Origin of the sequence: Shewanella algicola (assembly GCF_014648035.1) — a bacterium.
Taxonomy (GTDB): Bacteria; Pseudomonadota; Gammaproteobacteria; order Enterobacterales; family Shewanellaceae; genus Shewanella; species Shewanella algicola.
This window is the reverse complement of the sequence record NZ_BMQI01000034.1, coordinates 25,511-51,662: the sequence shown is the minus strand read 5'-3', so window position 1 is coordinate 51,662 and position 26,152 is coordinate 25,511. Positions and strand designations below refer to the sequence as shown.

The window sequence follows — 26,152 nt, the reverse complement described above, 5'->3', positions numbered from 1 at the left end:
AAAGAAGACATAACCTTAGATGGGATTTATGTCAGACTTAATACTTAAGGTCCAGTGTATGATACCGTGCTAGCTAAAAAATACGGTGCTGATTTAGATTATACCGATGCCATTTTAGCTGATGAGAATGAGCAACAACAAATTGCTGAGTATCAAGAGTCTATGGCTATTAATGATAAAGACATTATCGACGACAGAAGTAATTTTACCAAGTTATTAAATGGTTTTGCATTTGTCTCATTAATAACCATTACAGCATTGGCGGTTAATGTGATGTTCTTCAGTCCTAATATGGATGTATATGCAGACAATAAGACATTATTCGAAAGTGTGTGCTTTGCTTGTACTATCATTTATTTTAGTTGTTCATACGTGGCATTAAAACGCCATAAGAAACTGAATGTCTAATTTTATTATTTATTATTTATTAATTACTGTAATGGCTTAAGGCGAGTGAATACTCTTAGTTAATCGTCTTAAGTCTGGTGTGTTATTAACCCTAATAACACGTAGTTGTTTATTTGTTATTTTTATGAGGCACATGCCCATGCAGAACGCTCAACTCAATCGCGCATCATTGAATACGCTAAGCCAACAATCTCTTTCTACTTTACCTGCTGATGTTGATGTGCCGAAATACGATCGCAGTAAGTTAACGGCAGGTATCGTGCATATTGGCGTGGGTGGTTTTCACCGTGCTCACCAAGCAATGTACGTTAATGAATTACTCAAAACACCAGGCTCAGAGTCGTGGGCCATTTGTGGTGTAGGGTTATTAGAAGCCAATCGTGGTTTACGTGATGTATTGGTTAAGCAAGATTACTTGTATAGCCTTACCGTTCGTCACCCAAATGGTCAGATTGATCATCAAGTGATTGGCTCAATGATTGATTTTCTGTTTGCGCCAGACAACAAGCAACAGGTGATTGATAAGTTAGTTAACCCACAAACAAAAATTGTCTCTCTGACCATTACCGAAGGCGGTTACAACTTTAACCCTGCAACGGGTGAGTTTGATTTTGCTAACCCTGAAATTATCCATGATATGGCTAATCTGCACGACCCAATCACCGCCTTTGGTTATATTACTGCCGCATTAATGCAGCGCAAAGCCAATGGCATGAAACCCTTTACCGTTCAGTCTTGCGACAACGTTCAACATAACGGTGATATGACCCGCAAAATGTTATTAGCATTTGTCAGTAAAATTGATGCTGAACTGGGTCAATGGATAGCAACTAACGTTGCGTTCCCTAATGCAATGGTTGACCGTATTACGCCTGTCACCACCAAAGCCGATATTGAACATGTCGCCAATACCTTACACATTAAGGATGAATGGCCAATCACCTGTGAAGCGTTTACTCAGTGGGTCATTGAGGACAACTTTAGTGATGGTCGCCCAGCGTTAGATACTGTTGGTGCACAATTTGTGAGCGATGTTACCCCATTTGAGAAAATGAAAATCCGTTTACTCAATGCCGGTCACTCTGTATTAGGTTTACTCGGCTCTATTCATGGTTTTGCCACGATTGATGAGGCGGTTTCTGATCCATTATTTGCCACCTATTTACGCCGTTTTATGGACGATGAAGTCACGCCATTGATTGATCAGTTAGAAGGTATCGATTTAACCCAATACAAAGATACCCTAATTGAGCGTTTTGCTAACCCAAACATTAAAGACAGTTTGGCGCGTATTTGTTTAGAAAGCTCTGCAAAATTGCCTAAGTTTATCATTGCATCCATTAACGAAAACATTGCGTTAAATCGCGATACGTCTTTAGCGTGTTTAGTGATTGCAACCTGGTGCTTATACAGCGATAAACAGGTTAATCAACAAGGTGAAGCACTGGATATTAACGATCAAATGGCCGCTCAATTACATACCTTCGCCAGTAAAACGAGTGAAGACCCATTAGCGTTTTTACAGTTAACCGATTTATTTGGCGACTTAAACAATCAAGCCGTTTTTTGTAAAGACTACCGTAACGCTATTGCTGACTTGTACGCCGAAGACAGTAATATTAAAGTGATTATGCAAGCAAGATTACAAGCAAAAGGTTAAGTATGATGAACAGTGTATTAGTGAATCATAAAGCCAAGGCTGACATCAATATCAGCTGTTTTGGTGAAGTCTTATGGGATTGTTTCCCTGACGGTAAACGTGTTGGCGGCGCACCGTTAAATGTGTGTGTCAGGCTCAATGCGTTAGGGATTAAAGGCTCAATGATCAGTGCAGTAGGCGATGATCAATTAGGCCATGAATTACTGGCATTTATCGATGAGCGTGGCGTTAATCGTGATTGTATTGCGATTAATCCGCATAAAAGTACCAGTACGGTTCAGGTGACGTTAGACAAAAATGGTTCTGCGTCATATGACATCGTGGCTGACACCGCCTGGGACAATGTGGCGTTAACCGACACCATTATTAGCCAGGTTAAGCAAGCTGATGTATTGGTATTTGGCAGTTTAATTGGCCGCAGCCCGGTGTCATTAGCCACACTAACTGAGTTAGTGAACGCGGCTCATTTTACGGTGTTTGACGTTAATTTACGTGCGCCGCATTATGATATCGACAGTATTGTTAAGCTAATGAATCAAGCTGATTTTATTAAGTTAAATGATGATGAACTGTACGAAATTGCCAAAGCAATGGGATCGCCGTTTAATTCATTAGAGCAGAATGTCGATTACATTGCTGGGCAAACACAAACTCAGTATTTGTGTGTAACTAAAGGCAGTCATGGTGCGTTATTAAGTGTAAAAGGACAGAAGTTTTACAACTCTGGCTATCTGATCAATGTGGTTGATACCGTGGGCGCTGGGGACTCATTTTTAGGCTCGTTATTGTATCAATTGTGCAGTGACAATAACCCGCAATATGCCATCGATTTTGCTTGTGCTGTCGGCGCTATGGTGGCGCAATCTGCTGGTGCCACACCATTGTTGACGCTTGAACAAATTAACACGTTTATGCAACCTGCATAAATGCTGATGTTGGCGGTGATATAAAGAGTTGTATGTAACCAATTGTATGTAACCAGTTGTATGTAAAACGTTGTTGTATGTAAAAGTGAAGTGTCGTGTGTCGTTTGGGTTAGTTCCCCTTTATTTAACCCGCTAGCGCTTAGTTTTTATATTTATAAATATAAAAACCAAGCGCTTTTTTCTTTTCTAGACAATATGATTATTGCTCGCTGCTTAATTCTAAAATCCCCGCTGTTTTAGAACCAAATAGCTGTTGGTGTAACCTCCCTGCAAATCCATCGGTCATCCCTGAAATATAATCGGCAATAACACGCATGGGATTACTGTTTTCTGCATTTGCGGCTAACCAACGCTCGCGGGTGTTAAGTGGCAATAAACGTTCAGGATCCGATGCAAAAGCTTCAAACAACTCCATGATAATTTGTTGGCCTTTGTATTCGAGCATTTGAATTTCAGGCTTACGAATGACGTATTTAAACACCAGCTGTTTGAGAACATGAAGGGTTAAGGCAAAGTCGGCCTGCAACTCTGCATTGTATTTGAGTAATTCGGCTTCAAAGTCGTCATTGGTCTTGATACTAATGGCCGTGACAAAACCATTGACCAGGGTGCCAATGGCGTCTTTACGTAAATGATGCTCGTGGGAAAACAGCTTTTCACCAATGTTGGCGATTTCGGATTTGAGCCATTGATCATTAATACTGTGCAGCTGATCGACAACATCATGTTGCCACTGGCGTTGATTGACAATGCCCATCACAATGGCATCTTCTAGGTCATGGACAGCATAAGCAATGTCATCAGCCAGCTCCATAATCGAGCAGTCTAACGACTTAAACCGCGTTTTAAGGTGAGGGTAGTGGGCATTGACAGTGCTTTGTTCACTGCTAATAAACAGTTGGCGATCGTTTTCACTTAACGCTGATAACACCCAATCGATAATGGGTTGGTCGTCATCAAATAACCCTTTTACCGGCGGCCAGTCAGAGGGTTTTAATTGCCGATGATTAGCAATGTCGGGTTTTTGTTGGTCAATAAACAATTGCGAATGCATGGCTGGGTATTTCATGATCCCAAGTAAGGTGCGCCGCGTGAGGTTCATTCCCCAGGATGGCGTGTAAGGCTCTAAGCGCGATAAAATTCTGAAGGTTTGGCCATTGCCTTCAAAACCACCGTGATGACGCATCATATAATTGAGTGCCACCTCGCCACCGTGGCCAAAAGGCGGATGGCCAATATCGTGAGCCAGGCAAACCGATTCGATTAAGCTCATCGAGTTAAGTAACGGCTTAAACTCTGGATATTTACGACGTAATTGTGCGGTAATACCGGTACCAATTTGCGACACCTCTAACGAATGGGTTAACCGAGTGCGATAAAAGTCGTTCATGCCGACACCCAAGACTTGGGTTTTTGCCTGTAACCGTCTAAAGGCAGCAGAGTGTAAAATGCGGGCGCGATCGCGTTGAAACGCGCTGCGATGATCATTTCGGCGCTGCTTATCTTCACCAAGTAGGCGCTGGTGCCAAATATTGTCTTGCTGCTCTGTGGTATCGGGCATAAGGTTCCTTACAGCATTTGGTTAATTTCATCTAGATTGAGGGTAAAGCTTGGAATAAAACAGTCTCTAAAATAGCGTACCGCAGGGTTGGGATTGTCATCGAGTATATGTTCTAAACGTTTGCGGGCACTGTTAAATTCACTGTTACCGGCTTTTTGTTCTTCTAAACATTTCAAATAGGCGCAGAGCGTGTCAGCGGCTTTAACAATCGCTTTGTATTGCGGGTCCGCTTCTTCGCTGATAAACAAACTGCGATAATCATCTTTAAACTCATCGGGTACCATTTCAAGCATACGCTGTTCGGCAATGGCTTCAATTTTTTTATATTCGGCTTCGATTTCTTTATTAAAGTACTTAACCGGAGTCGGCAAGTCGCCGGTTAAGATTTCGCTGGCGTCGTGATAAATGGCAATGGTTGCTGCCTGATTTGGATCTAAATTGGTTTCGAATTTTTTATTACTAATAATCACTAATGCGTGTGCAACCATGGCCACTTGTAATGAATGCTCCTGGACGTTTTCGCGGCGAACGTTGTACATTAATGGCCAGCGTTGAATTAATTTCATTCGGGCTAAATGGGCAAATAGATGACTCATGAGACTCCTTACTGCGCTCAATCAACAATAATCTGTATATTGCCAGCTTACCTGAGCTTTAGGATAAAAAAAAGCGACTGTTCAGTCGCTTATGTTTGAGGCTTAATGATTATTGTTGGTAATCATCAAGAAATTCGCCAAACTCAACTAGGGCTTTGGTGAGGTCTTCTTTATGCGGTAAAAATACCACTCTAAGATGGTCTGGCTCTGGCCAATTAAAGGCCGTGCCTTGCACCAGCAATATTTTTTTTGACTTCAATAAGTCGAGCACTAGGCGTTCATCATCACGTAAATTAAACTTTTTCATGTCCAATTTGGGGAAGGCATACAAAGCGCCCTTGGGTTTTTTACAGCTCACACCAGGGATTTGGTTTAATAGCTCATAAACTGCGTCGCGCTGAACGGTTAAGCGGCCATTAGGTAAGATTAACTCATTAATAGACTGATAACCGCCAAGTGCAGTTTGAATTGCGTGCTGATTAGGCACGTTGGCACACAAGCGCATTGACGCGAGCATTTCTAGGCCTTCGATGTAACTCTTTGCTGCTTTTAAATTACCCGAAAGCATCATCCAGCCAACACGGAAACCCGCAGCACGATACGCTTTTGATAAGCCATTAAAAGTGATCGTTAAAATATCATCAGATAAACCCGCTGCAGGAATGTGTTTTGCTTCGTCATATAAAATTTTATCGTAAATTTCATCGGCAAATAAGATTAAGTCGTGCTGACGACATAACTCGATAACCTGTAACAGTAACTCTTCGCTATACACAGCGCCGGTTGGATTGTTTGGGTTAATTAACACGATGGCTCGAGTGCGGCTGTTGAGCTTACTTTTTATATCGTCTAAATCAGGAAACCAATCCGCTTCTTCATCACAACGATAATGCACGGCTTTGCCGCCAGCTAAGTTAGCCGCTGCAGTCCACAATGGGTAGTCAGGCGAGGGGATTAGCACTTCATCGTCGGTGTTCAGTAGACCTTGCATGGCCATCACAATGAGTTCTGACACACCATTACCGATATAGATATCTTCAATATCAACGCCAAAAATGCCTTGAGCCTGGTAATGTTGCACAATGGCTTTACGCGCTGAAAATAAGCCTTTGGATTCGCAATAACCCTGCGCACTGGGCAGGTTTAAAATCACGTCGCGCACGATTTCTTCAGGGGCTTCAAATCCAAACGGGGCCGGGTTACCGATATTTAATTTTAAGATACGGTGACCTTCGTCTTCTAAACGGCGGGCTTCTTTATGCACTGGTCCACGAATGTCGTAGCAAACAGAGTCAAGTTTATTGGATTTGATAATGGGTCGCATACTACTCTCAATAACTAAATACGGCTTAAGTTAGCGAACCATAACGAATTTATTGATATTGTGGAAGAGGGAAACGAGTAAATTGAAGAATAATATCAGTCGTTCATGCTATTTTTTAGGGTAATTAAGCCTTTTCTTTAGTGTTTTGTGCTGTTTTTGTGGCTATTTTTAGCGTTTGTATAATGTGTAGAGACAAAAAAGCCAGCACGTATGCTGACTTTTAGAGAGTTTACTTGAGTTATGGCTATTTCAGCTGAAACTCAAATTAACGGGCGATTAAACGCGCTTTTTGAACTCGCCAGTGCGAGTGTCAATTTCAATCTTGTCACCGACTTTAACGAAGTCTGCAACAGTAACAGTACCACCACCAGTGATGGTCGCTGGTTTCATTACTTTACCTGAAGTATCGCCACGAGCAGAAGGCTCTGTGTAGGTAACTTCACGTACGATGTGAACAGGTAACTCAACAGAAATAGCTTTCTCGTTGTAGAAAGTCACTTGACACTGATCTTCCATACCATCAACGATGTATGCAGCCGCATCACCTAGGTTGTCAGCTTCAACATCGTATTGGTTGTATTCTTCATCCATAAATACATACATAGGATCAGCAAAGTAAGAATATGTACAATCTAGACGTTCTAAAACGATATCGTCTAACTTGTCTTCACCTTTAAAGGTTTGTTCAGTGCCAGAATCAAGCAATAAGTTTTTTAGTTTTAACTTAACGATTGCAGCATTACGGCCAGAACGAGTTGTTTCAGTTTTCTGAACAACCCATGGGCTGCCATCTAACATGATCACGTTGCCAGGACGGATTTCATGAGCAGTTTTCATTGTACTATTTCCTATATATATGGATTTTCTATATTTACAGAGCAGTATCTTAGCTATTTTTAACGAATTGAACTAGTCGACTCGCAAGATCTGCATCATTTAACGCGTTATTTGGCCAATTAAGTGCGTGTTGCTGTAACGGCAAAATAACAGAATGTAATTGTTGCCAGTAGTTCACTACGGCTTGTTGATCACCTTGATTGAAGGCCAAATTCACCTCACACCAAGCTGTCGATATTTCTGCCGCAAGATTATCGCAGTAAATCCGCATAAAAGCTTGTAATTTTACGAGATGATAATCATCTTCTTGCGGATAAATGTGCCAAATGAAAGGTTTGGCTGCCCATTGGGCCCGCAAAAATGAATCTTCTCCTCGCACAATATTAAAATCACAGCTCCATAGCAAGCGATCAAAACCTATTTGGTCGGTCATGGGTAATATATGCAGTGTAAGATTTCCCATCTTAAATTGTTGGCCGGGCATCAAATCATTCACGTCAACAGGTAATAAAGGCGCTACGCTGGTTAAACTGCGACCTTTGGGAATGAGTGCGTGTATCGGTTTGGCTAATGTTTGCCATTGGGCCATTAATGCCGTTAATGCCGGGCTTTCATAACTAAACACACTAACAACAGTGTCATCAACATGAATGCCTCTTAAACCTAGCTGCTTAAAAAGTGCCATTTTATTATTGGGGTTGGCTTGCCATTGGTCTCGCTCATTAAAGAGATTTTTCTCGCGAATTAAGCCGCCAGTTTTGCGGTTAAAACCTGGGAAATAAAACCACTTTTTTATACCACTAGGTTGCGTTGAAGGTAAACCGTGGCAACCATCAACCCAATCTTCGGCACTTAAATATTCAAGGTTTAACCAGTGTGGCGCAACGCTTTGCGCTTGGTTGTGCAACTTATCAATGACCGATTTTACCTGTTCGGGTAATTCACAAGCAAATGCCTCTATAACCACGCTACCCGCTACATAGCTTATATCTAGTGGGTTGTTCCATTGAAATATATTCACGCTGTTGAACGTTTGCTGACGCAGTGCAGGATTAAGGCTGGGTAAAATATGGGAGAAGCTGTGTAGATCATCTACCCACAAATTGACTGGGATATGGTATTCAGCTGCCAATTGCTTGGCTAAACGCCAGGTGACACCTATGTCACCATAGTTGTCGACAACGGTGCAAAAGATGTCCCAGTGTTTTGTTGCTTGAGTGAGCTTGGCTGTGGTCATTTATGTTTATTTCAAATAGTAAAAAAGCGGCTATAGCCGCTTTTTTGTTGGGTGAGGCCAGAATTAGTCTGCTAATTCTGCTAAGCACATTTCTTCGTAAATTTGCTTAACCCATGCATCAACACGCTCTTCAGTGAGTTCAGGTTGACGGTCTTCGTCAATCCCTAAACCGACAAAGTGATTGTCGTCTACCATGCCTTTAGAGGCTTCAAAGTCATAGCTTTCAGAAGGCCAGTGACCAATGATAATACCACCGCGAGCTTCAACGATGTCCCGGACCATGCCCATAGCGTCAAGGAAGTATTCTGCGTAGTCTTCCTGGTCACCACAACCAAAAATTGCTACTAATTTATCGGTAAAGTCGATTTGCTCAAGCTCAGGGAAAAAGTCATCCCAGTCGCACTGCGCTTCGCCGTAATACCAAGTTGGAATGCCAAACATAAGCAAGTCGTATTCAGCGATTTGCTCTTTAGTGCTCTTAGCGATGTCTTTAACATCGAGCATGCTTTTACCCAGTTTTTTCTGGATCATTTTGGCTACAGCTTCGGTGTTACCTGTGTCGCTACCGAAAAAAAGACCTACAGTTGCCATTGTCTATCCTTTAAATATCTAGTTCGCGTTGTGCGATGTTCGAAAAACGTCTCAGTTGTCGAGTTGCTGTTGCAGAATAAATTCGATTAACTGGCTACGACTGATGTTACTGTCCAAAGCTTGTTGGTTCAAGGCATCATATAAATCTTGTGACACTTTTAACTCTATTCGCTTTAAACCGTTAGCGCGATCACGCTGAATTTGGTTTCGCTTATTGATCTTTAATTGCTGTTCCCGAGAAAGTGGGTTACTTCTCGGACGCCCCCGGCGTGTTTCACTGGCAAAAAGGTCAATAGTCGTTCTATCTGTTGTTTCTTTTGCCATTGTATTTTAACCGATCCCAGAGCCTTCCCAGGTCATCTGTATAATACCTTTTGCAATAAACCCGGCACAGCCGAGAAATAACACTGCCCAAACAATATATCGACCAAACTTAGGTACATCACCTTGTTTAAGCACATCATGGATTGCCATGCCGATAAAAAAGAATATCGACGCAAAAAACAAGTTCAACCCAACGGCTTCAATTTGATCCATGTACTGATTTAACATACTTCTACCTTCGCTTTAGTCATGTCTGGCGAAAAGAGGGCGCGAATATATCACATCGTGTCAGAATTGGGTATGTGAAAAACAGTAAATTATTAAAATTTACCCTTGGTTTTGTTCAATAAACTCAGCCACGATACGATTAAATATCTCAGGCTTTTGTGCATGCAGCCAATGGCCAGTACCATTTAAGGTTTTTGCGGTTACTTGAGGAAATTGGCGAACAATGTCATCGCGGTGTTCTGCGGTAACATAGTTTGAGTCGCCGCCGCGTATAAACAGTGTTGGTTTGTCAAAATGCACATCAGCACTGATTGGCAAATCCCAACCAATAATACGCGGGTAACAATGAATTAGACCATCAAGATTCATCTTCCATTCAAAACCTGTGTCAGTACGTTGCAGGTTTTTCAATAGAAATTGAGAAGTCCCTTCATCAATACCTGAGCTGATTAAATGGGCCAATGCTGATTTACGACTGGTATGTTCGTCAAAGACTAAACTGGTTAACGCCGCAAATACGGTTTGGTGGCGCGGCTCATAAGCTACCGGGGCAATATCGGCAACAACCAAGCTTTTTACTCGTGTTGGATGCAATAATGCCATAGCCATAGCAATTTTACCGCCCATTGAATGGCCTACGATGTGGGCATTCGCAATGCTGAGTTGGTCAAGTAATGCCACCATTGCATTGGCAAGTGTTGGGTAGTCCATCGTGTCCCAATGCTCACTTAGGCCGTGATTGGGCACATCAACGCGAATAACCTGATAGTTTTTTTCCAACACACTGGCAAGGTTTTTCAAGTTATCTAAGTTGCCAAATAGCCCATGAATAAGCAGGACGGTTTCACCTTGGCCGTGAGAGACATAATGCATAGTGCGATAAACTCGTGACATCAAACAATGGAGCCGAATTTTGCGATAATGCACACAGCAAATCAAGTTTTGATGACCGATGACATCAATTTTGCTGTAAATTTAAACGCGAGATGCGAATTTTTTGTGAATATGTGCCATTAAATGATTTTGCTACTTTATTAGTAGGTTAAGCTTGGCTTACACTGAAGCCATATTTTTGATCGCACTAAATTATTTTGATCGGCGATCGCCTGTTTAACGTGTTACGCACTGACGTTAAGCCTAAGACAAATAGAAGAATAAGGATGACTCTGATGAAATACATTGAAATTGATGAAGAACTTTATCGTTTTATTGCCAGTAAAACGGAACGTATTGGTGAGAGTGCTTCTGATATTTTACGTCGATTATTGCATTTATCAGTGGAAAGCGTAGAGGTTGATTTACCGCAAGCGATCAGCGAACCGAGCCTTGAAGCCGAACCCGCAGAAACAACAGAAGCAGAATCTCAGCGTAGTGAGTTATTTAATCAGGCTAAAGCTGCTGTCGAAAAAGTCATGGCAGTTCAAGCTCAACCTGAGGTTGAGGCTCACATTGCACAAGGCGTAACTGAGATTGACTTTAAATCGATTGTTAATGAACATTTATTAGCTCAACAAAAAGGCGCAGTTGGCCGTTTTATGTGGTTACTCGGTAATTTACAGGCGGCAACTGGCAGTGATTTTAATAAAGTACTCGACATTCAAGGTAAAGGTCGTTTGTATTTTGCTCGTTCTAAGCAAGCATTACTGGATTCAAGCCAATCATCGAACCCAAAAGAAATCGGTGCCAGTGGCTTTTGGGTCACAACCAATAATAATACCGCCAAAAAACAAAACATTTTTACCGAAGTATTAGAGCATTTAGGTTGTGACAGTGAATATGCCCGCACCATCGCAGACTATATTTAAAATTTTTTAAGTTTTTCATCAATTTTCGTATACTCATAGGAGACCACTTGTGGCCATTCATCAACGCGCAGGACAGCAAGCTTTACAAACGGATTTAGTGAATATTCCTAAATTGATGAGTCACTATTATCGCATTATTCCCAATGTGGAAGATGTGCAGCAAAAAGTGACATTTGGTACATCAGGTCACCGTGGCAGTGCTTTTAACGCCAGCTTCAACCAAAACCACATTTGGGCCATTGCCCAAGCCGTTGTGGATTATCGTCAATCTGCGGGTATCACCGGCCCGATGATTGTCGGTTTTGATACTCACGCCTTGTCTTATGCGGCATTTATGTCGGTGGTTGAAGTATTAACGGCTAATCAAGTCAAAATGCTCATTCAAAAAGACGATGGTTTTACGCCTACGCCTGTGGTGTCACAAGCCATTGTGCGTGCCAATGCCTCTGAGCCTGCAGCATTAGTTGATGGACTCATTATTACTCCGTCGCATAACCCGCCGCAAGATGGTGGTATTAAATACAATCCGCCACATGGCGGCCCTGCAGAAGGTGACATCACTAAAATCATCGAAGCCAAAGCCAACCATTATCTTGCCGAGCAATTAAGCGGTGTTAAAAAGGTCAATTATGGTGTTGCGGTACAATCTGGCTGGATTGATGAAGTTGATTTTATTGCGCCGTATGTTGAATCACTTGCACAAGTGATTGACATGGAGGCGATTAAAAAAGCCAACATTCGTTTAGGCGTCGATCCTCTTGGTGGCTCTGGTATTTATTATTGGGAGCAAATCGCAGCGCAATATGGCCTTGATATTACCTTGGTGAATGACAAAGTTGATCCAACCTTTGGTTTTATGCCGCTGGATAAAGACGGCAAAATTCGTATGGATTGCTCATCACCTTATGCTATGGCCGGGTTGTTAGCCCATAGCGAAAGTTATGATTTGTGCGTTGGTAACGATCCTGATTATGACCGCCATGGCATTGTGTGCCCAGGCTTTGGTTTAATGAACCCTAACCATTATTTAGCCGTGGCCATCGATTACTTAATGACTCATCGTCCGCAATGGTCAGCTTCATTATCGGTAGGTAAAACGCTGGTATCGAGTGCGATGATCGATAGGGTTTGTCATGCGCTAGGTCGCCCATGTTTAGAAGTACCAGTGGGCTTTAAATGGTTTGTGGATGGTTTAGCCCACAGTACTATTGCCTTTGGCGGTGAAGAAAGTGCTGGCGCAGCGTTTTTAAAACGTGATGGCAGCACCTGGTGTACCGATAAGGATGGCTTTATTTTGGCGCTACTTGCGGCTGAAATTTTAGCTGTGACCGGTAAAACCCCAGCGCAGCGTTATAAAGAGCTTACGGATCAATTTGGCGAAAGCTTTTATACTCGTATTGATAGCCCAATAAGCCTTAAGAAAAAAGCTAAGTTTGAATTGCTCAATGCAGCAAGTTTTACCGATACTGAGCTTGCAGGCGAAGCCATTACTGCGATTTTAAGTCATGCACCAGGAAATAATGCGGCAATTGGTGGGATTAAAGTGACTACCGAAAACGGCTGGTTTGCAGCGCGTCCATCTGGTACTGAAGCGCTATTTAAAATCTACGCTGAAAGCTTTGTAAGCCAACAACATCTTGATGATATTATCGCCCAGGCGCAAACTATGATTGATTCGGCTTTAAAAGGTTAAGCCTGATTTAGTTAGGTTTGGTTAGAATAAGATTACGGCAGTAATTTTTAAAGTTTAAATAAAAAAGCACTGAATAATCAGTGCTTTTTTGTGTCTAACAGTGAGGGTTATGCGAGATCAAATCGATCGGCATTCATCACTTTAGTCCATGTTTTAACAAAGTCTTTTACAAACTTCTCTTTAGCATCGTCTTGCGCATAAACTTCAGCGTACGAGCGTAAAATAGAGTTTGAACCAAAGACCAGATCAACGCGGGTTGCTGTCCACTTCACTTTATTTGTACCACGTTCAACAATGTTGTACAGGTTAGTGCCGGCAGGTTTCCAGCTATATGACATGTCCGTCAAATTAACAAAGAAGTCATTTGATAACACGCCAACATTATCGGTAAATACCCCATGTTGAGTGTTGTCGTAGTTCGTGCCTAATACACGCATACCGCCAACCAATACTGTCATTTCATGTGCGCTTAAGCCCATAAGTTGGGTACGGTCTAGCATCATCTCTTCTGGCTGTACGACATAGTCTTTCTTTTGCCAGTTACGATAAGCATCATGTAATGGCTCTAACACATCAAATGACTCAACATCAGTTTGCTCGTGCGTAGCATCACCGCGACCAGCGGTAAATGGCACAGTAATGTTAACGCCAGCAGCTTTTGCTGCTTGTTCAACGGCCGCCGTGCCGCCCAGAACAATAAGGTCTGCCATGCTCACTGGTTTACTCAAACCACTTTGAACGCTAGCGAGTGCAGCAAGCACTTTTTGCAATCTTGCAGGTTCATTACCTTGCCAATCTTTTTGTGGCGCTAAACGAATACGGGCACCATTTGCACCACCACGGAAATCAGAGCCTCGGAAGGTGCGGGCGCTGTCCCATGCGGTAGCCACTAACTCAGCAACAGATAAACCCGTCGCTAAGATTTTAGCTTTTAAGTCGCTAACTTCTTGCTCAGTTAAGCTGTAATCCACTTGTGGTACAGGGTCTTGCCAAATTAACTCTTCTGCTGGTACATCTGGGCCTAAGTAACGTGCTTTAGGTCCTAGATCTCGGTGAGTTAACTTAAACCAGGCGCGAGCAAATACGTCAGAGAAGTAAGCAGGGTCTTTATAAAAACGTTCTGAAATCTTACGGTATTTAGGATCCATTTTCATCGCCATATCGGCGTCAGTCATCATGGGTTCAACTTTTATTGACGGGTCTTCAACGTCTGCAGGCTTGTGCTCTTCTTTAAGATCGATAGCCTTCCATTGCCATGCTCCCGCAGGGCTTTTGGTGAGTTCCCAATCGTAATTCAGTAATAGCTCAAAGTAGCCGTTATCCCATTGCGTTGGGTTTGTGGTCCATGCACCTTCAATACCACTGGTTACTGTGTCACGGCCAATTCCACGGCTGGTTTTATTTATCCAACCCAAACCTTGATCTTCTAAATCAGCACCTTCTGGATCTGGGCCTAAGTTTTCTGCGCGACCATTACCGTGCGACTTACCTACCGTGTGTCCGCCCGCGGTAAGGGCAACGGTTTCTTCGTCATTCATTGCCATGCGCGCGAAAGTAATGCGAATATCGTGTGCGGTTTTGAGCGGATCGGGGTTACCATCAACCCCTTCAGGGTTAACGTAAATCAAGCCCATCATTACAGCTGCGAGTGGGTTTTCAAGGTCTCGCTCACCAGAGTAACGGCTATTTTCTGAGCCGCTAGTGGCCAGCCATTGTTTTTCAGAACCCCAGTAAATGTCTTTTTCTGGGTGCCAGATATCTGCACGTCCACCAGCAAAACCAAAGGTTTTTAAGCCCATTGATTCATAGGCAACCGTACCGGCTAAAATGATTAAGTCTGCCCAAGACAGCTTGTTGCCATATTTCTTTTTAATTGGCCATAAAAGACGACGTGCTTTATCAAGGTTACCGTTATCTGGCCAGCTATTGAGAGGGGCAAAACGTTGATTACCTGTACCAGCACCGCCACGACCATCTGCAATACGGTATGTACCTGCTGAGTGCCAAGCCATACGGATCATCAAACCACCATAATGTCCCCAGTCGGCTGGCCACCAATCTTGGCTCTCTGTCATTAATGCGGTGAGATCTTGTTTTACGGCAGTAAGGTCTAATGATTTAAATGCTTCACGATAATCGAAATTAGGACCCATCGGATCTGATTTACTGTCGTGTTGATGAAGAATATCGAGGTTAAGTGCGTTCGGCCACCACTCCATTACATCGCTGGCGACAGCGGTATTGCCACCGTGATTTACCGGGCATTTACCGAGTGATTGTTGTGTTTTTTCCATGAGATGTTCCTTTATCACTTAAATAGTTTAAACGTTAAGCATCATTGGATTACTTTTTTAGGCTAACTGACTGTGATTACAAATTAAAGCGAGATTTTTCTATCTGTCCAATCGGTTTTGCTAATACAAAAAAGTACAAAAACTGATTAATAATAGTCCAATTATGAATAAACTAGGTTAAAGATTTATTTCTTCTAAAATTATGATCTAAGTCATTAAATTTATGGATGTGTGGTAAAGGTTTTTCAATGAATGTTGATAAAAGGGGGGAAGAGATAAATCATGTGGTGCCGGTTATTTCTGGCACCACATGGGGTGAGATTTGAGGAATTATAAATATTTAATCCACGCTTGCTGACTGGCTTGTTTATAGGCACTAAATCGCTTTACTGGATAATACAAAAGAGCGATTAAGCTTAAGGCGATCAGCCAAACCCAAGCCATATTGTCAACGCCTAATAGTTCACCATGATTGGCACCAAAAACGTATTTACTGATGCTATATACAAGCAGTAATACATATAAATGCAGAATATAGAAAAACATGGGCACCGAGCCAAAGGTCATCAATACCTGGCCAAACTGATTGTTTAAGCGCTCAAAGCCCACTAAGCCGATAAACATGACCCCAAGGGTTATCAATAAAAAGCTTAATGAGGGAGGGTACTTAGTTAAGTTAAATACCGACATTAACGTCTCACCTAAATTGTTGCCCATTTGCCAGGGTAGTGTTTCACCATAAATATTGCCGCCTCGTAAAATGATAAATAGCACTAAGCAGCCAATACCCAATTGAAGTAATTGGCGTTGGCGCTTGTTAGCGATGGACGATTTTGAAAATATTGGTCCTGCGGCATAACCCAGTAAAATCACACCCATCCAAGGTAGTGCTGGGTAGCTGATTTTCACTTTTAACACGCCATCAGCAATTAAATAGCCCCGATCGTGCAAAATAGTCCATAAGCTATAGCCCCATTCATTGGGCATAAACTGAATTGGGGTTAATAGGTTATGACCAAATACTATCGCAAAGCCTAACAGCGCCATGATAGGACGAGGTAAATTGATTAATGCAGCCAAGGTGAGCATGCTAAGGCCTATCACCCATATGACCTGTAGCCACAAGGTGTGATAGTTGCCCATCCATGAAATATTGATCACAACTATTTCAAGTCCGATTAAAAACAGGCCCCGTTTGACTAAAAACTCACGCGCTGAACGTGGTTGTAAGGGGTTGCGGTTGGCATATAACCAAGCTGATACCCCTGTTAAAAACACAAATATAGGGGCGCAAAAGTGGGCGGCAAATCGGCTAATAAACAATTCCCATGAAGTGGTATTTAAATCCATGGGATCGCTCACTTGCATGTGTAAGTAAAAACGTTCACGAACATGATCAAGCAGCATAATCAACATCACCGCGCCGCGCATCATATCAATGCTCGATATTCGTTTCGCTTTGACTGCGCCATCTAGTGCATTGATTGGTTGATTAGCACTCATAAGATACACTCGCTTTTGCATTGTGTGGTTAGCCAGTACGGCCTGTAAGGCAGAATCGTTATGGATGATATAAGGTGCATAAAATACCTAGTCGATAGTCCGTACAACATTGATATTGCTTCAAGGCGGTTATTTAGCAATAGACTAATTGATTGAGAAATGCGTTTTCTGATTATGTGTCAATGTGAGTAGCCAATATTCAAGATCGAGATTGTAAATGACAAACATTTACATTAGCAACGGCGAAAACAATTTTTTACATGTTTTATTAAGCTGAACTCGCTAAAAAGGATTCACTTACACTTTTAAAATCAGCATATTAACCAAGAACACGTTAAATTTTGTCATTTGTGATACTAATAACGCGAATTGACGCGTCACATGGCAAGCGATGCAGCTTAACTTATTGAAGAAAGGGGCAGTTGTAAGATTTGGCTAAGTTCAGATTTGGGCATAGGCTTAGCAAAAAAGTACCCTTGAGCAAGGTGGCTTCCGAGTGACTGGATTAATTCAGCTGTGTCTGCATGTTCAATGCCTTCAGCAACAACCGAGTAATTTAAATGAGTGGCTAAATAAATGACCGATTTAACAATGGCTAAGTCGGCATCTTGATGATGGATATTGTTGATAAATGAACGGTCAATTTTAATTTGCGTTACCGGCAGGTCGCGTAACATTTCAAGGGATGAAAAGCCTGTTCCAAAATCATCGATACTGAATTTCCCACCTGCCATCGCGATTCTATCCATTGCTTTTTTTGCTTGCTCAACATTAATCATCATGGCGCTTTCGGTAATTTCAAACATAATTTTTTGTGATGATTGATTGTTTTCTAACAAGCTAACGCACTGTTCAATAATATTAGGGTCTTGTAAATCTTTCGCCGATAAATTGACATGGATACATAGCGCTAAGCCAATACTGTCAAAATAGAGCAGATCTTTGGTGATTTGTGTTAACACCCAAGTGGTCATTTTATTTATTAATGCGGTTTGTTCTGCAATCGGGATAAACACACTTGGGCTAAAATAACTGCCATCGGGACGCGGCCAGCGAATTAATGCTTCAACACCATAAATACGGTTATCGCTGAGCCTAATGATGGGTTGATACCATAACCGAAACTCTTGGTGATAAAGTGCATGTTTCAACAATGAGATGATATTGACTTTTTCGGCTGCATTATCGTTCATCGATGGGTGATATTCACAATAGGCGCTCGATAATCGCTTACTGGTGTACATGGCAATATCGGCCTGTTGTAACAGTTGGCCGATATCACGAGTTTGACTCGGGAAATGACTCACACCTATGCTAACCCCAACCACTAACTCATAGTTTTCAATAAAAAAGGCTGAGTCGAGTGCATTTTGAATTGCATCGATAGTGCTGTCGACTTGAGATTGAGAAGATTGGCCGATAACTGCGGCAAACTCATCACCGCCTAATCGAAATAACTGAACATTATGCGGCAGTTTTTCATTCATCCTTTTTCCGACTTCAATGAGCAACAAATCACCATAATGATGCCCCAGTGCGTCATTAACTTGTTTGAAGCGGTTTAAATCTAACATCAATAAACTAAAAGGTTTGTTTAAGACAAAGTGTTTATCTAACGCTGCCATCAAGTATTTTCGATTGGGCAAGCCAGTTAAACTGTCATGTAATGCAAGGTTACGCTCACTTATTACCAACTTTTTTACTTTAAGCAAACTGAGTAAACTAAGGCGTGTCACCAATACCACAAAACCACCACCAAAGAGCATGATCACGCAGAAAATGATATCAGCCGTGGCAATGTCATCACGTTCACATAAATAATAAAATACGCCAAGGTAACCCATTATAAAGAAGACAATGAGTGAGCGCAGAATTCGCCATCCTAGGCTTGTGTCTTTGTGACAAATGTCAGTTACTGCTCGTAAGCTGTAAACTAATAATCCGATCCCTAATACGAGCATTAACAAAGCTGAAATCTGTAGCAATCGTCATGTCCTGTGTCAATGAACTGGGTGGGGGAGCTGTATACCCAATCAACTTGAAGATACGTGTTTCAGAGCTTCACCGTGTTTTTAATACTAGGCGCGTTAATGCGATAATGCAGGCACCTTATAAAATTAACTCAACAACGCTCTTGTTTTAAACATCAGAGGAACACGTTGAAACTCCAAAAGGGTAAGTTTTACACGCGTTTATGCTGCGGCTTTTGTTAATTTAGTTGATTGTGGAAGGGGAACAACCATTTCCCGCAATCAATGCCTTGCCAAAACGCATGTAAATTCTTGCTGAAATCGAGCATCTTCAGGTTGTTTGGGTATATAAATAAGTACAACGTCTTAATCAAGTTAAGCGTATTGATTGTAGTGTGTGTTCTTAAGACGGGATTAAATCAGTTTACTGTGTATTGAGTCCATTCGACGTAACTTGATACTCCAGCCTGGTCAATTGTGATGATTTTTAAATCGAATGCTCCCAAAGTGATGATATAACCATAGTGTAAAATTTGAATTTACGCTTAATTTAAGTGTTCTCACATTATAAAAATGCGGCTATATCATCAAAGATATAACCGCATAGAGGTTGTAAATAGGTTAATCGACTGCGGGTGTTAGCCTCTATAACCAAATAGTTTGTGTTCCATAATGGCTTTACTGACGGGCTCGGGTACGGTATCAACCCATTCTCCTTGGCCGCGACAAATTTGTTGTAAAATTTCTCTGGAAAAAATATTAAACAACTCGGGGTTACTTGACTCAATGCTGGTGATAAAACCGTTATCGAGCACATGGCGGAATAAGTAACGCAGATTATTAGGCACACTGAGGGTGTTTAAATCATTTATTTCACCTTTGTCATCGCGTTCAGGGTACACAAATAAACGGGTGTTATCAGGGAATAATTTGCCAAAGGCTTCAAGAATGCCGCCTTCCATACCGCGGTAATATTCTTCGTCGAAAATTTGTTTAATATTGACGATGCCCACCACAATACCAATTTGTAATTGGGTATATTGGCGGAAATAAGCCCGTAATGAGAAGTAACGAGTGTAATCCGAGATCATCACGTTATAGCCCAATAAATTAAGCAACTTAACGCGCTCCATAATGTCTTTTTCAGACATATTGGCATCTTTACCGTGCAAGTCATTTAGGGATATTTCAGCAATTAATACAGTATTTTTATTTGTTACGCCTTCTTGTGTGGCAAAAGCTTTATAGCCTTGCTCAATCATATCTACATTGAGTTTAGTAATCGGTTTAAACGAGCCACGAATGGTTAATACATTCTTTTTGTACAGCATGTCTGCTGGTACAGCGACGCTGCCATCGGCTTTAAACATAATCGCGCGGGTTTTCCAGCTGCGAATAAGGTGAATGTTTTTAGCTTGATTATCTACATCTTCAAAGTAAGGCCCTTGAAAGTCGATACAATCAATTTCAATTCGATTGGCTTTCATGTTATCGCTCAGTGAGTCGATAATCATTTTTGGGTCTTCAAAATAATAGTAACTGGCGTAAATCAGGTTTACCCCTAATATGCCTAATGCTTGTTGTTGAGCTTCGGCGGTATCGTCAAACATGCGCACATGGACAATAATGTTAGACGGCTCTGCGCCAGGGTACATTTGAATTCGCACACCACACCAGGCGTGGCATTCATTTTTACGGTTGAAACTTTTGGCTGAAACGGTCGCAGCGTAAGTAAAGTAACGTGAAGATTTAGAGCGAACGCCCCCGACACGGTCAACCACTAAATCGAATTCTTGCTCCATCATCGCAAGGACTCGGGCTTTGCTGACATAGCGGCCGTCTTCTTGTACGCCGTAAATAGCGTCAGAGAATTTCATATCGTATGCCGACATGGTTTTAGCGATTGTTCCGGCTGCTGCACCTGCCACAAAAAAGTTACGTGCCACTTCCTGGCCAGCACCAATTTCAACGATGGTGCCGTACTTCTTTTCATCTAAATTAAGACGAAGGGCTTTTTCTTTGGTGCCACGTGAACTGACTTGCTTATCCATATTATCTCCACACGATTTACAACTAACGTTTACATACTGCTGGCAATGTTAGCGCAACAGTCTATATCTGTCAGTGTTAGATTGAAATTATTGAAGTTTTATTGTGCCAACAGCCTGAGTGTAAATGGCGATTAATTGATAGGCACATCCAACATAGTTTGTAGAAACACCGCCGAAAAAGGTGCTTTTTGTTGTTTTTTAATTTGTGGGCTTAAGCCGTTTTCAATGAGTACAAATAAATAATCATGGCCGTTACTGGCTTTGACTCTGCCGGCTAAATTGGCCACGCCTAACATGCTGCCGGTTTTGGCAAAAACATGGTTTTTTAACGGTGATTTATTAAAGTAGCGTTTATAGCGTAAGGTACCGCTGACACCCGACTCAGGCAAAGTATCGAGTAAAAAATGATATTCAGGCATCTGGTAAACCGTTGTTAATACACTTAACACTTGTTCTGCACTGAGTAAGTTGTAGCGTGACAAACCCGACCCGTCGGCTAAGTTGGCGTCGGCTAAATCAATTCCTAACGAATACAAAATGGCTTTCATAGCCTGGCTGCTTCGAGCAAAGTCACTGGGGGCTTGAAAATAAGCTTCGCCGACTTTCTTCAATAAACTGTCGGCGATTAAGTTGTCAGATTTTAACAACATGGTCGACAGCAAATCAGTTAAGGTTTCCGAGTGATGGCTAGCAATCACATAATGTTGTAGCCCTGCAGCAGGTGTTATTTGGCTTTGGCTGAGCACCATAGGTGCCTTGTGCTGTATTCCAAGAGTGGTTAATTGTTTGTCGACAATGTTTTTGGCATAAAGGGCGGGGTCTGTAATGGCAATCGCCAATGGCAGCGATTTAGCACCCAAATGGCAACCGCTAAGGTGATAACGATTATTATCAAAGCGGCTTAAGGTTAATTGACAAGCCGGTTGGCTATTGGCTTGAGCATAAACCGATCCTGTCGGTGCCAGCTTGTGTTGTGATTGGGCCACCACGGGATTAATAAAATAGGCCTCATTGGTAATTTCAATCGGGCGCTTTCCTACCATATTAATGGTGGCAGTTTTATCATAACCTGTAGTAGATAAACGGCCATAAACACAATTTTTATCAATAATAAAAGGTGATATTGGCGCGGCATAACAAATGCCTAAGTCGTCCCAAACCCAACCAGGAGCTTGCAATTGGCTGTCTTGCTCACTGACTAAAATAATTTGCCCGCTGATTTCAGTGATACCTCGTGTGCTTAGCGATGCCAATAACTGTTGTAAATCTTGATACTCGAGCGTGGGATCACCACTAAATTCGATATAAATGTCTCCTCGAAATACCCCGTTAACGATTTGCTGTTCATCAATGGGTAGCTCAGAGTAAGTGCTGAGTTGGGTTTGATAATAAAATCCCTGGCCTAATTGTTTTGTCGCGGCCAGTGCTGTAAGCAGCTTTTGAATACTGGCTGGTTGCATTAACGATTGATTATTGTAACTGAACACGGCTTGCTGAGTGGTCATATCCCATACGCTAATGCCCAATTGCGAATAGGTAGGCTTAAGTAATTGCAACATATCGTCAAGGTATTGAGTTGCAGCGAGCTCTGAAGGGGCTTGAGTGGTTGAGCTTGATGCTAAACTCGGCGGAATAACGATTTCAGCACTTGCCTGATTAATCACCCCACATAATACACTTACACCTAAGATTGGGCGGGCTAACGCATAAACTAAACCCGCAAGATATTTGGTAAGAGAGTGGGGTGACGCCGTTAATAACGTTAAATACATATCGGCCTACAACTTATATAAAAAGGATTATGTTCAATCTGGGTACGGTGTAAATATATTTTAGCTTAACAAAGCAATCGCTGATATGGCTATGACGTTGATGAATAAAATATATTACGGAGAGTGTTTCACCGCTATTTGTTTCAAGTGAACATGAGGCAAGCTGAAAGTAGCTCTGTACACAAAGAACGCCAAGAGGTTAGCACTATCATTGTGCTCGTCTTATTGGGTATTTGTGTCAAACAATACTCTCTTAAAAAAAGACAGTAATACAAATTTAAAGCCATTTACCCAATATTCAAGCTGCTCGCTTAGCAAACAGATAGGTAATATTTTAGTGCTGTCGCCCATATTTTATACAAATAAGGCCATTAAAACCGCCTTTAAGTAAGAAACACCTTGCTCATCCCCTTGTTAGTCGGTAATTTCTATCAGCTAAATTATGCGCCAAAACGAACATGTGATTCGAGTACCACGCTTTACGGTGTTTGTGAGTACGGAAAACCGCAATATTTGTTAGGCCAAAAATATCGATAACCAAGTTAGTACATCAACAAAGTCTATTTGATTGATGCCCACTTGTAGCCGATTAAAAGTAAAGTCAATGAGTGGTAAAAATCACAAGTGTAACAGTGAAACCTGTCCTGTGATGTTTGTTCATTTTTTCTCATTGCACTGCGATGTTCACCCATTTTAAGGAGGATGCCTTGCTGGATAAGCTAGGTGGTATTGCGCTAAAAGCTGATGCTGTGTCTTGGTTACTTAATCCTAAGGATTTTAAGCAAGCCTTATTAGCTAAAATTGAGTCTGCAACATCTTCAATTTATATTGCCGCGTTATACGTCGAAGACGATGAAGCAGGCCGTGAAGTCTTGCATGCATTATTAGCCGCAAAAGCACGCCAACCAGATTTAGACATCAAAGTATTAGTTGATTACCACCGTGCTCGTCGTGGCTTAATTGGCCATAAAGGCGATAGCGGCAATTACATTCTTTATCGCAACTTGATGGCTAACGCTGAGCATCCATTTGATATTGTTGGTGTACCGGTAAAGTCACGTGAGTTTATGGGGGTGTTGCACCTCAAAGGTTTTATTATTGACGATGCAGTGATTTACAGTGGCGCCAGCATTAACAATATTTACTTGCAACAAAAAGACAAATACCGTTTTGACCGTTACCACGTAATCGAGAGCGCTGAATTAGCTCGCAGTATGCGCGACATGATTAAACAACACATTACCAGCGACTCTGCCGTGAGTGTGTTGAGTCATGCCGCTGCGAATGAAATCAACCCTGAAAAACAAGATGTTAAAACATTTAAACATCGATTATCTCAGGCAACTTATCAGTACCAATCTACAACAGTTGGCAATCGGGTTACCCCTTTAATTGGTTTAGGTCGTAAAAAGAACCAATTAAATAATACTGTGATTAAACTGGTTGAAACATCTAAAGAGCACTTGTTTATTTGTACGCCCTATTTTAATCCTCCTGCCGTGTTGAGCAGGGCATTAGCCAAACACCTGCGAGCAGGTAAAAAGATTGATATTGTGGTGGGTGACAAAACGGCAAATGATTTTTATATTCCGCCAGAGCAAGATTTTTCGACCATTGGTGCATTGCCTTACATGTATGAACAATCGTTACGAAAATTTGCTAAACGTCAGCAGTGGGCTATCGAAAACGGCCAGTTGAATATCCATTTATGGAAAGACGGTATTAACAGTTTCCATTTAAAAGGTATCAGTGCCGATAACCGTAAACACTTGATTACAGGTTCTAACCTCAACCCTCGCGCCTGGGCATTAGATTTAGAAAATGGTTTATTGCTACATGATGAGTCGGGTAGTTGGAAAGCGTCGTTTATCGCCGAACAGCAGCACATCTTGTTGCACACTGAACGCTTATTTCATTACAGCCAAATCGATACGTTACGTAAATACCCAAAACCTGTGAAAAAGATCATGAACCGCATTCGCCGTTTAAAAGCTGACTTTTTATTGCGACGTATTCTATAATTCTCAGTGTATAATCAATATTCTACATTCATCACCTCAGGGTGATGAATTTTTTTCACTTCAGAGTTTTTTATGACCCAAGCTGTTAGTCAAACCCCAAAAGCACCTATACATGCAGTTCATCGCCTGCATGCATACCGTAAGTCGCTGTCAACCAAACCGTTTGGCGCTCGAGGTAAAAAGCTCATTCGCTGTGATTTATGTTTGTTGGGTGAATTATTTTGCACCTGTAAACATCGCCAGTTTTTGACTACTCAGGTCAGTTTTATGCTGATTATGTATAATGATGAAGTGTTAAAACCCACTAACAGTGGCCGCTTAATTGCCGATTTAATTCCAGATACGCATGCCTTTTTGTGGACTCGAACTAACACTGATCAACAGATGTTGGCGCTTTTAGATGATCCGCACTACCAGCCTTATTTAGTGTTTCCGCAGCAGTACATCGAAAATCAACAACCTGTGGTGAATCAAATTATGCCGCAAGCGTTATTACAACCCAGCCACAAGGTTAAAACGCCCTTGTTGGTGATGTTAGATGGTAGCTGGCGAGAAGCCATTAAAATGTACCGTAAAAGCCCATATTTACATTTAATGCCGGTGTTGTCGTTTGCACCAGAAACCTTAGCGACTTATGCGTTGCGTAAAGGCAGCCATGATTTTCAATTAGGTACCGCTGAAGTAGCGTCATTAGCGTTAAGTGCAGCACACGAACCACAAAACGGTTTAGCCCTTTCTGCCTGGTTTGATTTGTTTGTTGAATCATCACTGCTTGGGCGTAATCGTCGAGCTAAAGAAACCTTAACCCCAATTGAACACTATATCGGCGCCTTTACTGATGCGCTTAACGCGAGCAAGCAACAAGTAGACTAAATCGCAGGTCACATTTGCATATTGACCGCTTTTACGGGATGCTAATTAGATAACGCGATAGTGGTTTCATTTTATTAACAAGGACGGTATAGCAGGTATTATGGAAGACTTGCTCAACATTCGCTCACAACAGAGCGCGACAAAATTAGTGATTTTATATCGTCTTGAACCTGGGTGTTTAGGCCCTGATGGCGTTGATCACATTGCCACTTTTTGTCAATTAGCTGAACGTGCTTTAGTGCATTTAAATGCCGATATATGCCAGTGGTTTTTAGCGCCTCGTTTTGACAAGTCCCTCATTGAATTTCAATACAGTTTGGCAGGCAAAGTGTTGTCTCACGACAAAGCCGTTAAGTTTGTTGCGTCGTTTGAACAGCAACTTGATGTGATTGAGGCGCAATTTGAAGACAAGCTTACTCAGCTGATTAATCAATACATCGCCCGTAAAGTAGTACCTTAAGCCGTTTATTTTCTTTTC

22 protein-coding genes are annotated in these 26,152 nt (G+C 41.8%); 8 read left to right on the top strand and 14 right to left on the bottom strand.

Annotated features, from left to right (window positions below):
- Nucleotides 1-54: 54 nt before the first annotated feature.
- The 3 genes from IEY42_RS14695 to IEY42_RS14685 all read left to right on the top strand — a co-directional run bounded on the left by IEY42_RS14695 (nucleotide 55) and on the right by IEY42_RS14685 (nucleotide 2,994).
- Nucleotides 55-408, top strand: coding sequence for a hypothetical protein (locus tag IEY42_RS14695; protein WP_188925946.1), 354 nt, complete (start codon nucleotides 55-57; stop codon nucleotides 406-408).
- Between the two features lie 139 nt (nucleotides 409-547).
- Entirely contained in the window at nucleotides 548-2,068 is a 1,521-nt protein-coding gene (locus tag IEY42_RS14690) for a mannitol dehydrogenase family protein (protein WP_188925945.1), read from the top strand.
- 5 nt (nucleotides 2,069-2,073) lie between these two features.
- Nucleotides 2,074-2,994 (top strand): carbohydrate kinase family protein, encoded by a 921-nt coding sequence (locus tag IEY42_RS14685; protein WP_188925948.1) that lies wholly within the window; start codon nucleotides 2,074-2,076, stop codon nucleotides 2,992-2,994.
- 199 nt (nucleotides 2,995-3,193) lie between these two features.
- Here the strand turns inward: IEY42_RS14685 and IEY42_RS14680 are convergent, their stop codons facing one another.
- The 9 genes from IEY42_RS14680 to IEY42_RS14640 all read right to left on the bottom strand — a co-directional run bounded on the left by IEY42_RS14680 (nucleotide 3,194) and on the right by IEY42_RS14640 (nucleotide 10,565).
- Nucleotides 3,194-4,555 carry an anti-phage deoxyguanosine triphosphatase gene (locus tag IEY42_RS14680; protein WP_188925944.1) on the bottom strand — a complete coding sequence of 454 codons (1,362 nt, stop codon included), beginning with the start codon at nucleotides 4,553-4,555 and terminating at the stop codon, nucleotides 3,194-3,196.
- An 8-nt stretch (nucleotides 4,556-4,563) separates the two neighbouring features.
- On the bottom strand, nucleotides 4,564-5,151 hold the full coding sequence (gene yfbR, locus IEY42_RS14675) for a 5'-deoxynucleotidase (protein WP_188925943.1): 588 nt from the start codon (nucleotides 5,149-5,151) through the stop codon (nucleotides 4,564-4,566).
- A gap of 109 nt (nucleotides 5,152-5,260) precedes the next feature.
- Nucleotides 5,261-6,475 carry a pyridoxal phosphate-dependent aminotransferase gene (locus IEY42_RS14670; RefSeq protein WP_188925942.1) on the bottom strand — a complete coding sequence of 405 codons (1,215 nt, stop codon included), beginning with the start codon at nucleotides 6,473-6,475 and terminating at the stop codon, nucleotides 5,261-5,263.
- 276 nt (nucleotides 6,476-6,751) lie between these two features.
- Nucleotides 6,752-7,312 carry an elongation factor P gene (gene efp / locus IEY42_RS14665; protein ID WP_188925941.1) on the bottom strand — a complete coding sequence of 187 codons (561 nt, stop codon included), beginning with the start codon at nucleotides 7,310-7,312 and terminating at the stop codon, nucleotides 6,752-6,754.
- Nucleotides 7,313-7,361: 49 nt separating this feature from the next.
- A complete protein-coding gene (gene earP / locus IEY42_RS14660) occupies nucleotides 7,362-8,549 on the bottom strand; it encodes an elongation factor P maturation arginine rhamnosyltransferase EarP (protein WP_188925940.1) in 1,188 nt (395 codons plus the stop codon).
- Nucleotides 8,550-8,612: 63 nt separating this feature from the next.
- Nucleotides 8,613-9,140 (bottom strand): flavodoxin FldA, encoded by a 528-nt coding sequence (gene fldA / locus IEY42_RS14655; RefSeq protein WP_188922309.1) that lies wholly within the window; start codon nucleotides 9,138-9,140, stop codon nucleotides 8,613-8,615.
- Between the two features lie 51 nt (nucleotides 9,141-9,191).
- Entirely contained in the window at nucleotides 9,192-9,464 is a 273-nt protein-coding gene (gene ybfE, locus IEY42_RS14650; RefSeq protein ID WP_188925939.1) for a LexA regulated protein, read from the bottom strand.
- Nucleotides 9,465-9,470: 6 nt separating this feature from the next.
- On the bottom strand, nucleotides 9,471-9,692 hold the full coding sequence (locus IEY42_RS14645; protein ID WP_124014960.1) for a DUF2788 domain-containing protein: 222 nt from the start codon (nucleotides 9,690-9,692) through the stop codon (nucleotides 9,471-9,473).
- 99 nt (nucleotides 9,693-9,791) lie between these two features.
- Nucleotides 9,792-10,565: an alpha/beta fold hydrolase gene (locus IEY42_RS14640; protein ID WP_188925938.1), complete on the bottom strand. Its 774-nt coding sequence runs from the start codon at nucleotides 10,563-10,565 to the stop codon at nucleotides 9,792-9,794.
- A 296-nt stretch (nucleotides 10,566-10,861) separates the two neighbouring features.
- Between IEY42_RS14640 and seqA the strand changes: the two genes are divergently transcribed.
- Together seqA and pgm are read left to right on the top strand one after the other, a co-directional pair.
- Complete coding sequence (seqA, locus tag IEY42_RS14635) at nucleotides 10,862-11,497, top strand: replication initiation negative regulator SeqA (protein ID WP_188925937.1); 636 nt, start codon at nucleotides 10,862-10,864, stop codon at nucleotides 11,495-11,497.
- 49 nt (nucleotides 11,498-11,546) lie between these two features.
- Nucleotides 11,547-13,190 (top strand): phosphoglucomutase (alpha-D-glucose-1,6-bisphosphate-dependent), encoded by a 1,644-nt coding sequence (gene pgm, locus IEY42_RS14630; RefSeq protein WP_188925936.1) that lies wholly within the window; start codon nucleotides 11,547-11,549, stop codon nucleotides 13,188-13,190.
- A 107-nt stretch (nucleotides 13,191-13,297) separates the two neighbouring features.
- On the opposite strand, the gene katG is transcribed toward pgm, so the two are convergent.
- From katG to dacB, 5 genes are all read right to left on the bottom strand, one after another.
- Nucleotides 13,298-15,484, bottom strand: a complete 2,187-nt coding sequence (gene katG, locus IEY42_RS14625) for a catalase/peroxidase HPI (RefSeq protein WP_188925935.1) — start codon at nucleotides 15,482-15,484, stop codon at nucleotides 13,298-13,300.
- Nucleotides 15,485-15,814: 330 nt separating this feature from the next.
- Nucleotides 15,815-16,987 carry an acetyltransferase domain-containing protein gene (locus tag IEY42_RS14620; RefSeq protein ID WP_229780080.1) on the bottom strand — a complete coding sequence of 391 codons (1,173 nt, stop codon included), beginning with the start codon at nucleotides 16,985-16,987 and terminating at the stop codon, nucleotides 15,815-15,817.
- A 398-nt stretch (nucleotides 16,988-17,385) separates the two neighbouring features.
- Nucleotides 17,386-18,972 carry a putative bifunctional diguanylate cyclase/phosphodiesterase gene (locus tag IEY42_RS14615; protein WP_188925933.1) on the bottom strand — a complete coding sequence of 529 codons (1,587 nt, stop codon included), beginning with the start codon at nucleotides 18,970-18,972 and terminating at the stop codon, nucleotides 17,386-17,388.
- 623 nt (nucleotides 18,973-19,595) lie between these two features.
- On the bottom strand, nucleotides 19,596-21,008 hold the full coding sequence (locus IEY42_RS14610) for a TonB-dependent receptor (RefSeq protein ID WP_188922325.1): 1,413 nt from the start codon (nucleotides 21,006-21,008) through the stop codon (nucleotides 19,596-19,598).
- A 131-nt stretch (nucleotides 21,009-21,139) separates the two neighbouring features.
- The gene (gene dacB / locus IEY42_RS14605; protein ID WP_188925932.1) at nucleotides 21,140-22,780 is read right to left on the bottom strand and encodes a D-alanyl-D-alanine carboxypeptidase/D-alanyl-D-alanine endopeptidase; all 1,641 of its coding nucleotides are present in this window, start codon (nucleotides 22,778-22,780) and stop codon (nucleotides 21,140-21,142) included.
- 680 nt (nucleotides 22,781-23,460) lie between these two features.
- On the opposite strand from dacB, the gene pssA reads away from it, so the two are divergent.
- The 3 genes from pssA (at nucleotide 23,461) to IEY42_RS14590 (ending at nucleotide 26,134) form a co-directional block, all read left to right on the top strand.
- Nucleotides 23,461-24,801: a CDP-diacylglycerol--serine O-phosphatidyltransferase gene (pssA, locus tag IEY42_RS14600; RefSeq protein ID WP_188925931.1), complete on the top strand. Its 1,341-nt coding sequence runs from the start codon at nucleotides 23,461-23,463 to the stop codon at nucleotides 24,799-24,801.
- A gap of 72 nt (nucleotides 24,802-24,873) precedes the next feature.
- Entirely contained in the window at nucleotides 24,874-25,674 is an 801-nt protein-coding gene (locus IEY42_RS14595; RefSeq protein WP_188925930.1) for a tRNA-uridine aminocarboxypropyltransferase, read from the top strand.
- Between the two features lie 100 nt (nucleotides 25,675-25,774).
- Nucleotides 25,775-26,134, top strand: coding sequence for a hypothetical protein (locus IEY42_RS14590; RefSeq protein ID WP_188925929.1), 360 nt, complete (start codon nucleotides 25,775-25,777; stop codon nucleotides 26,132-26,134).
- Nucleotides 26,135-26,152: the final 18 nt, after the last annotated feature.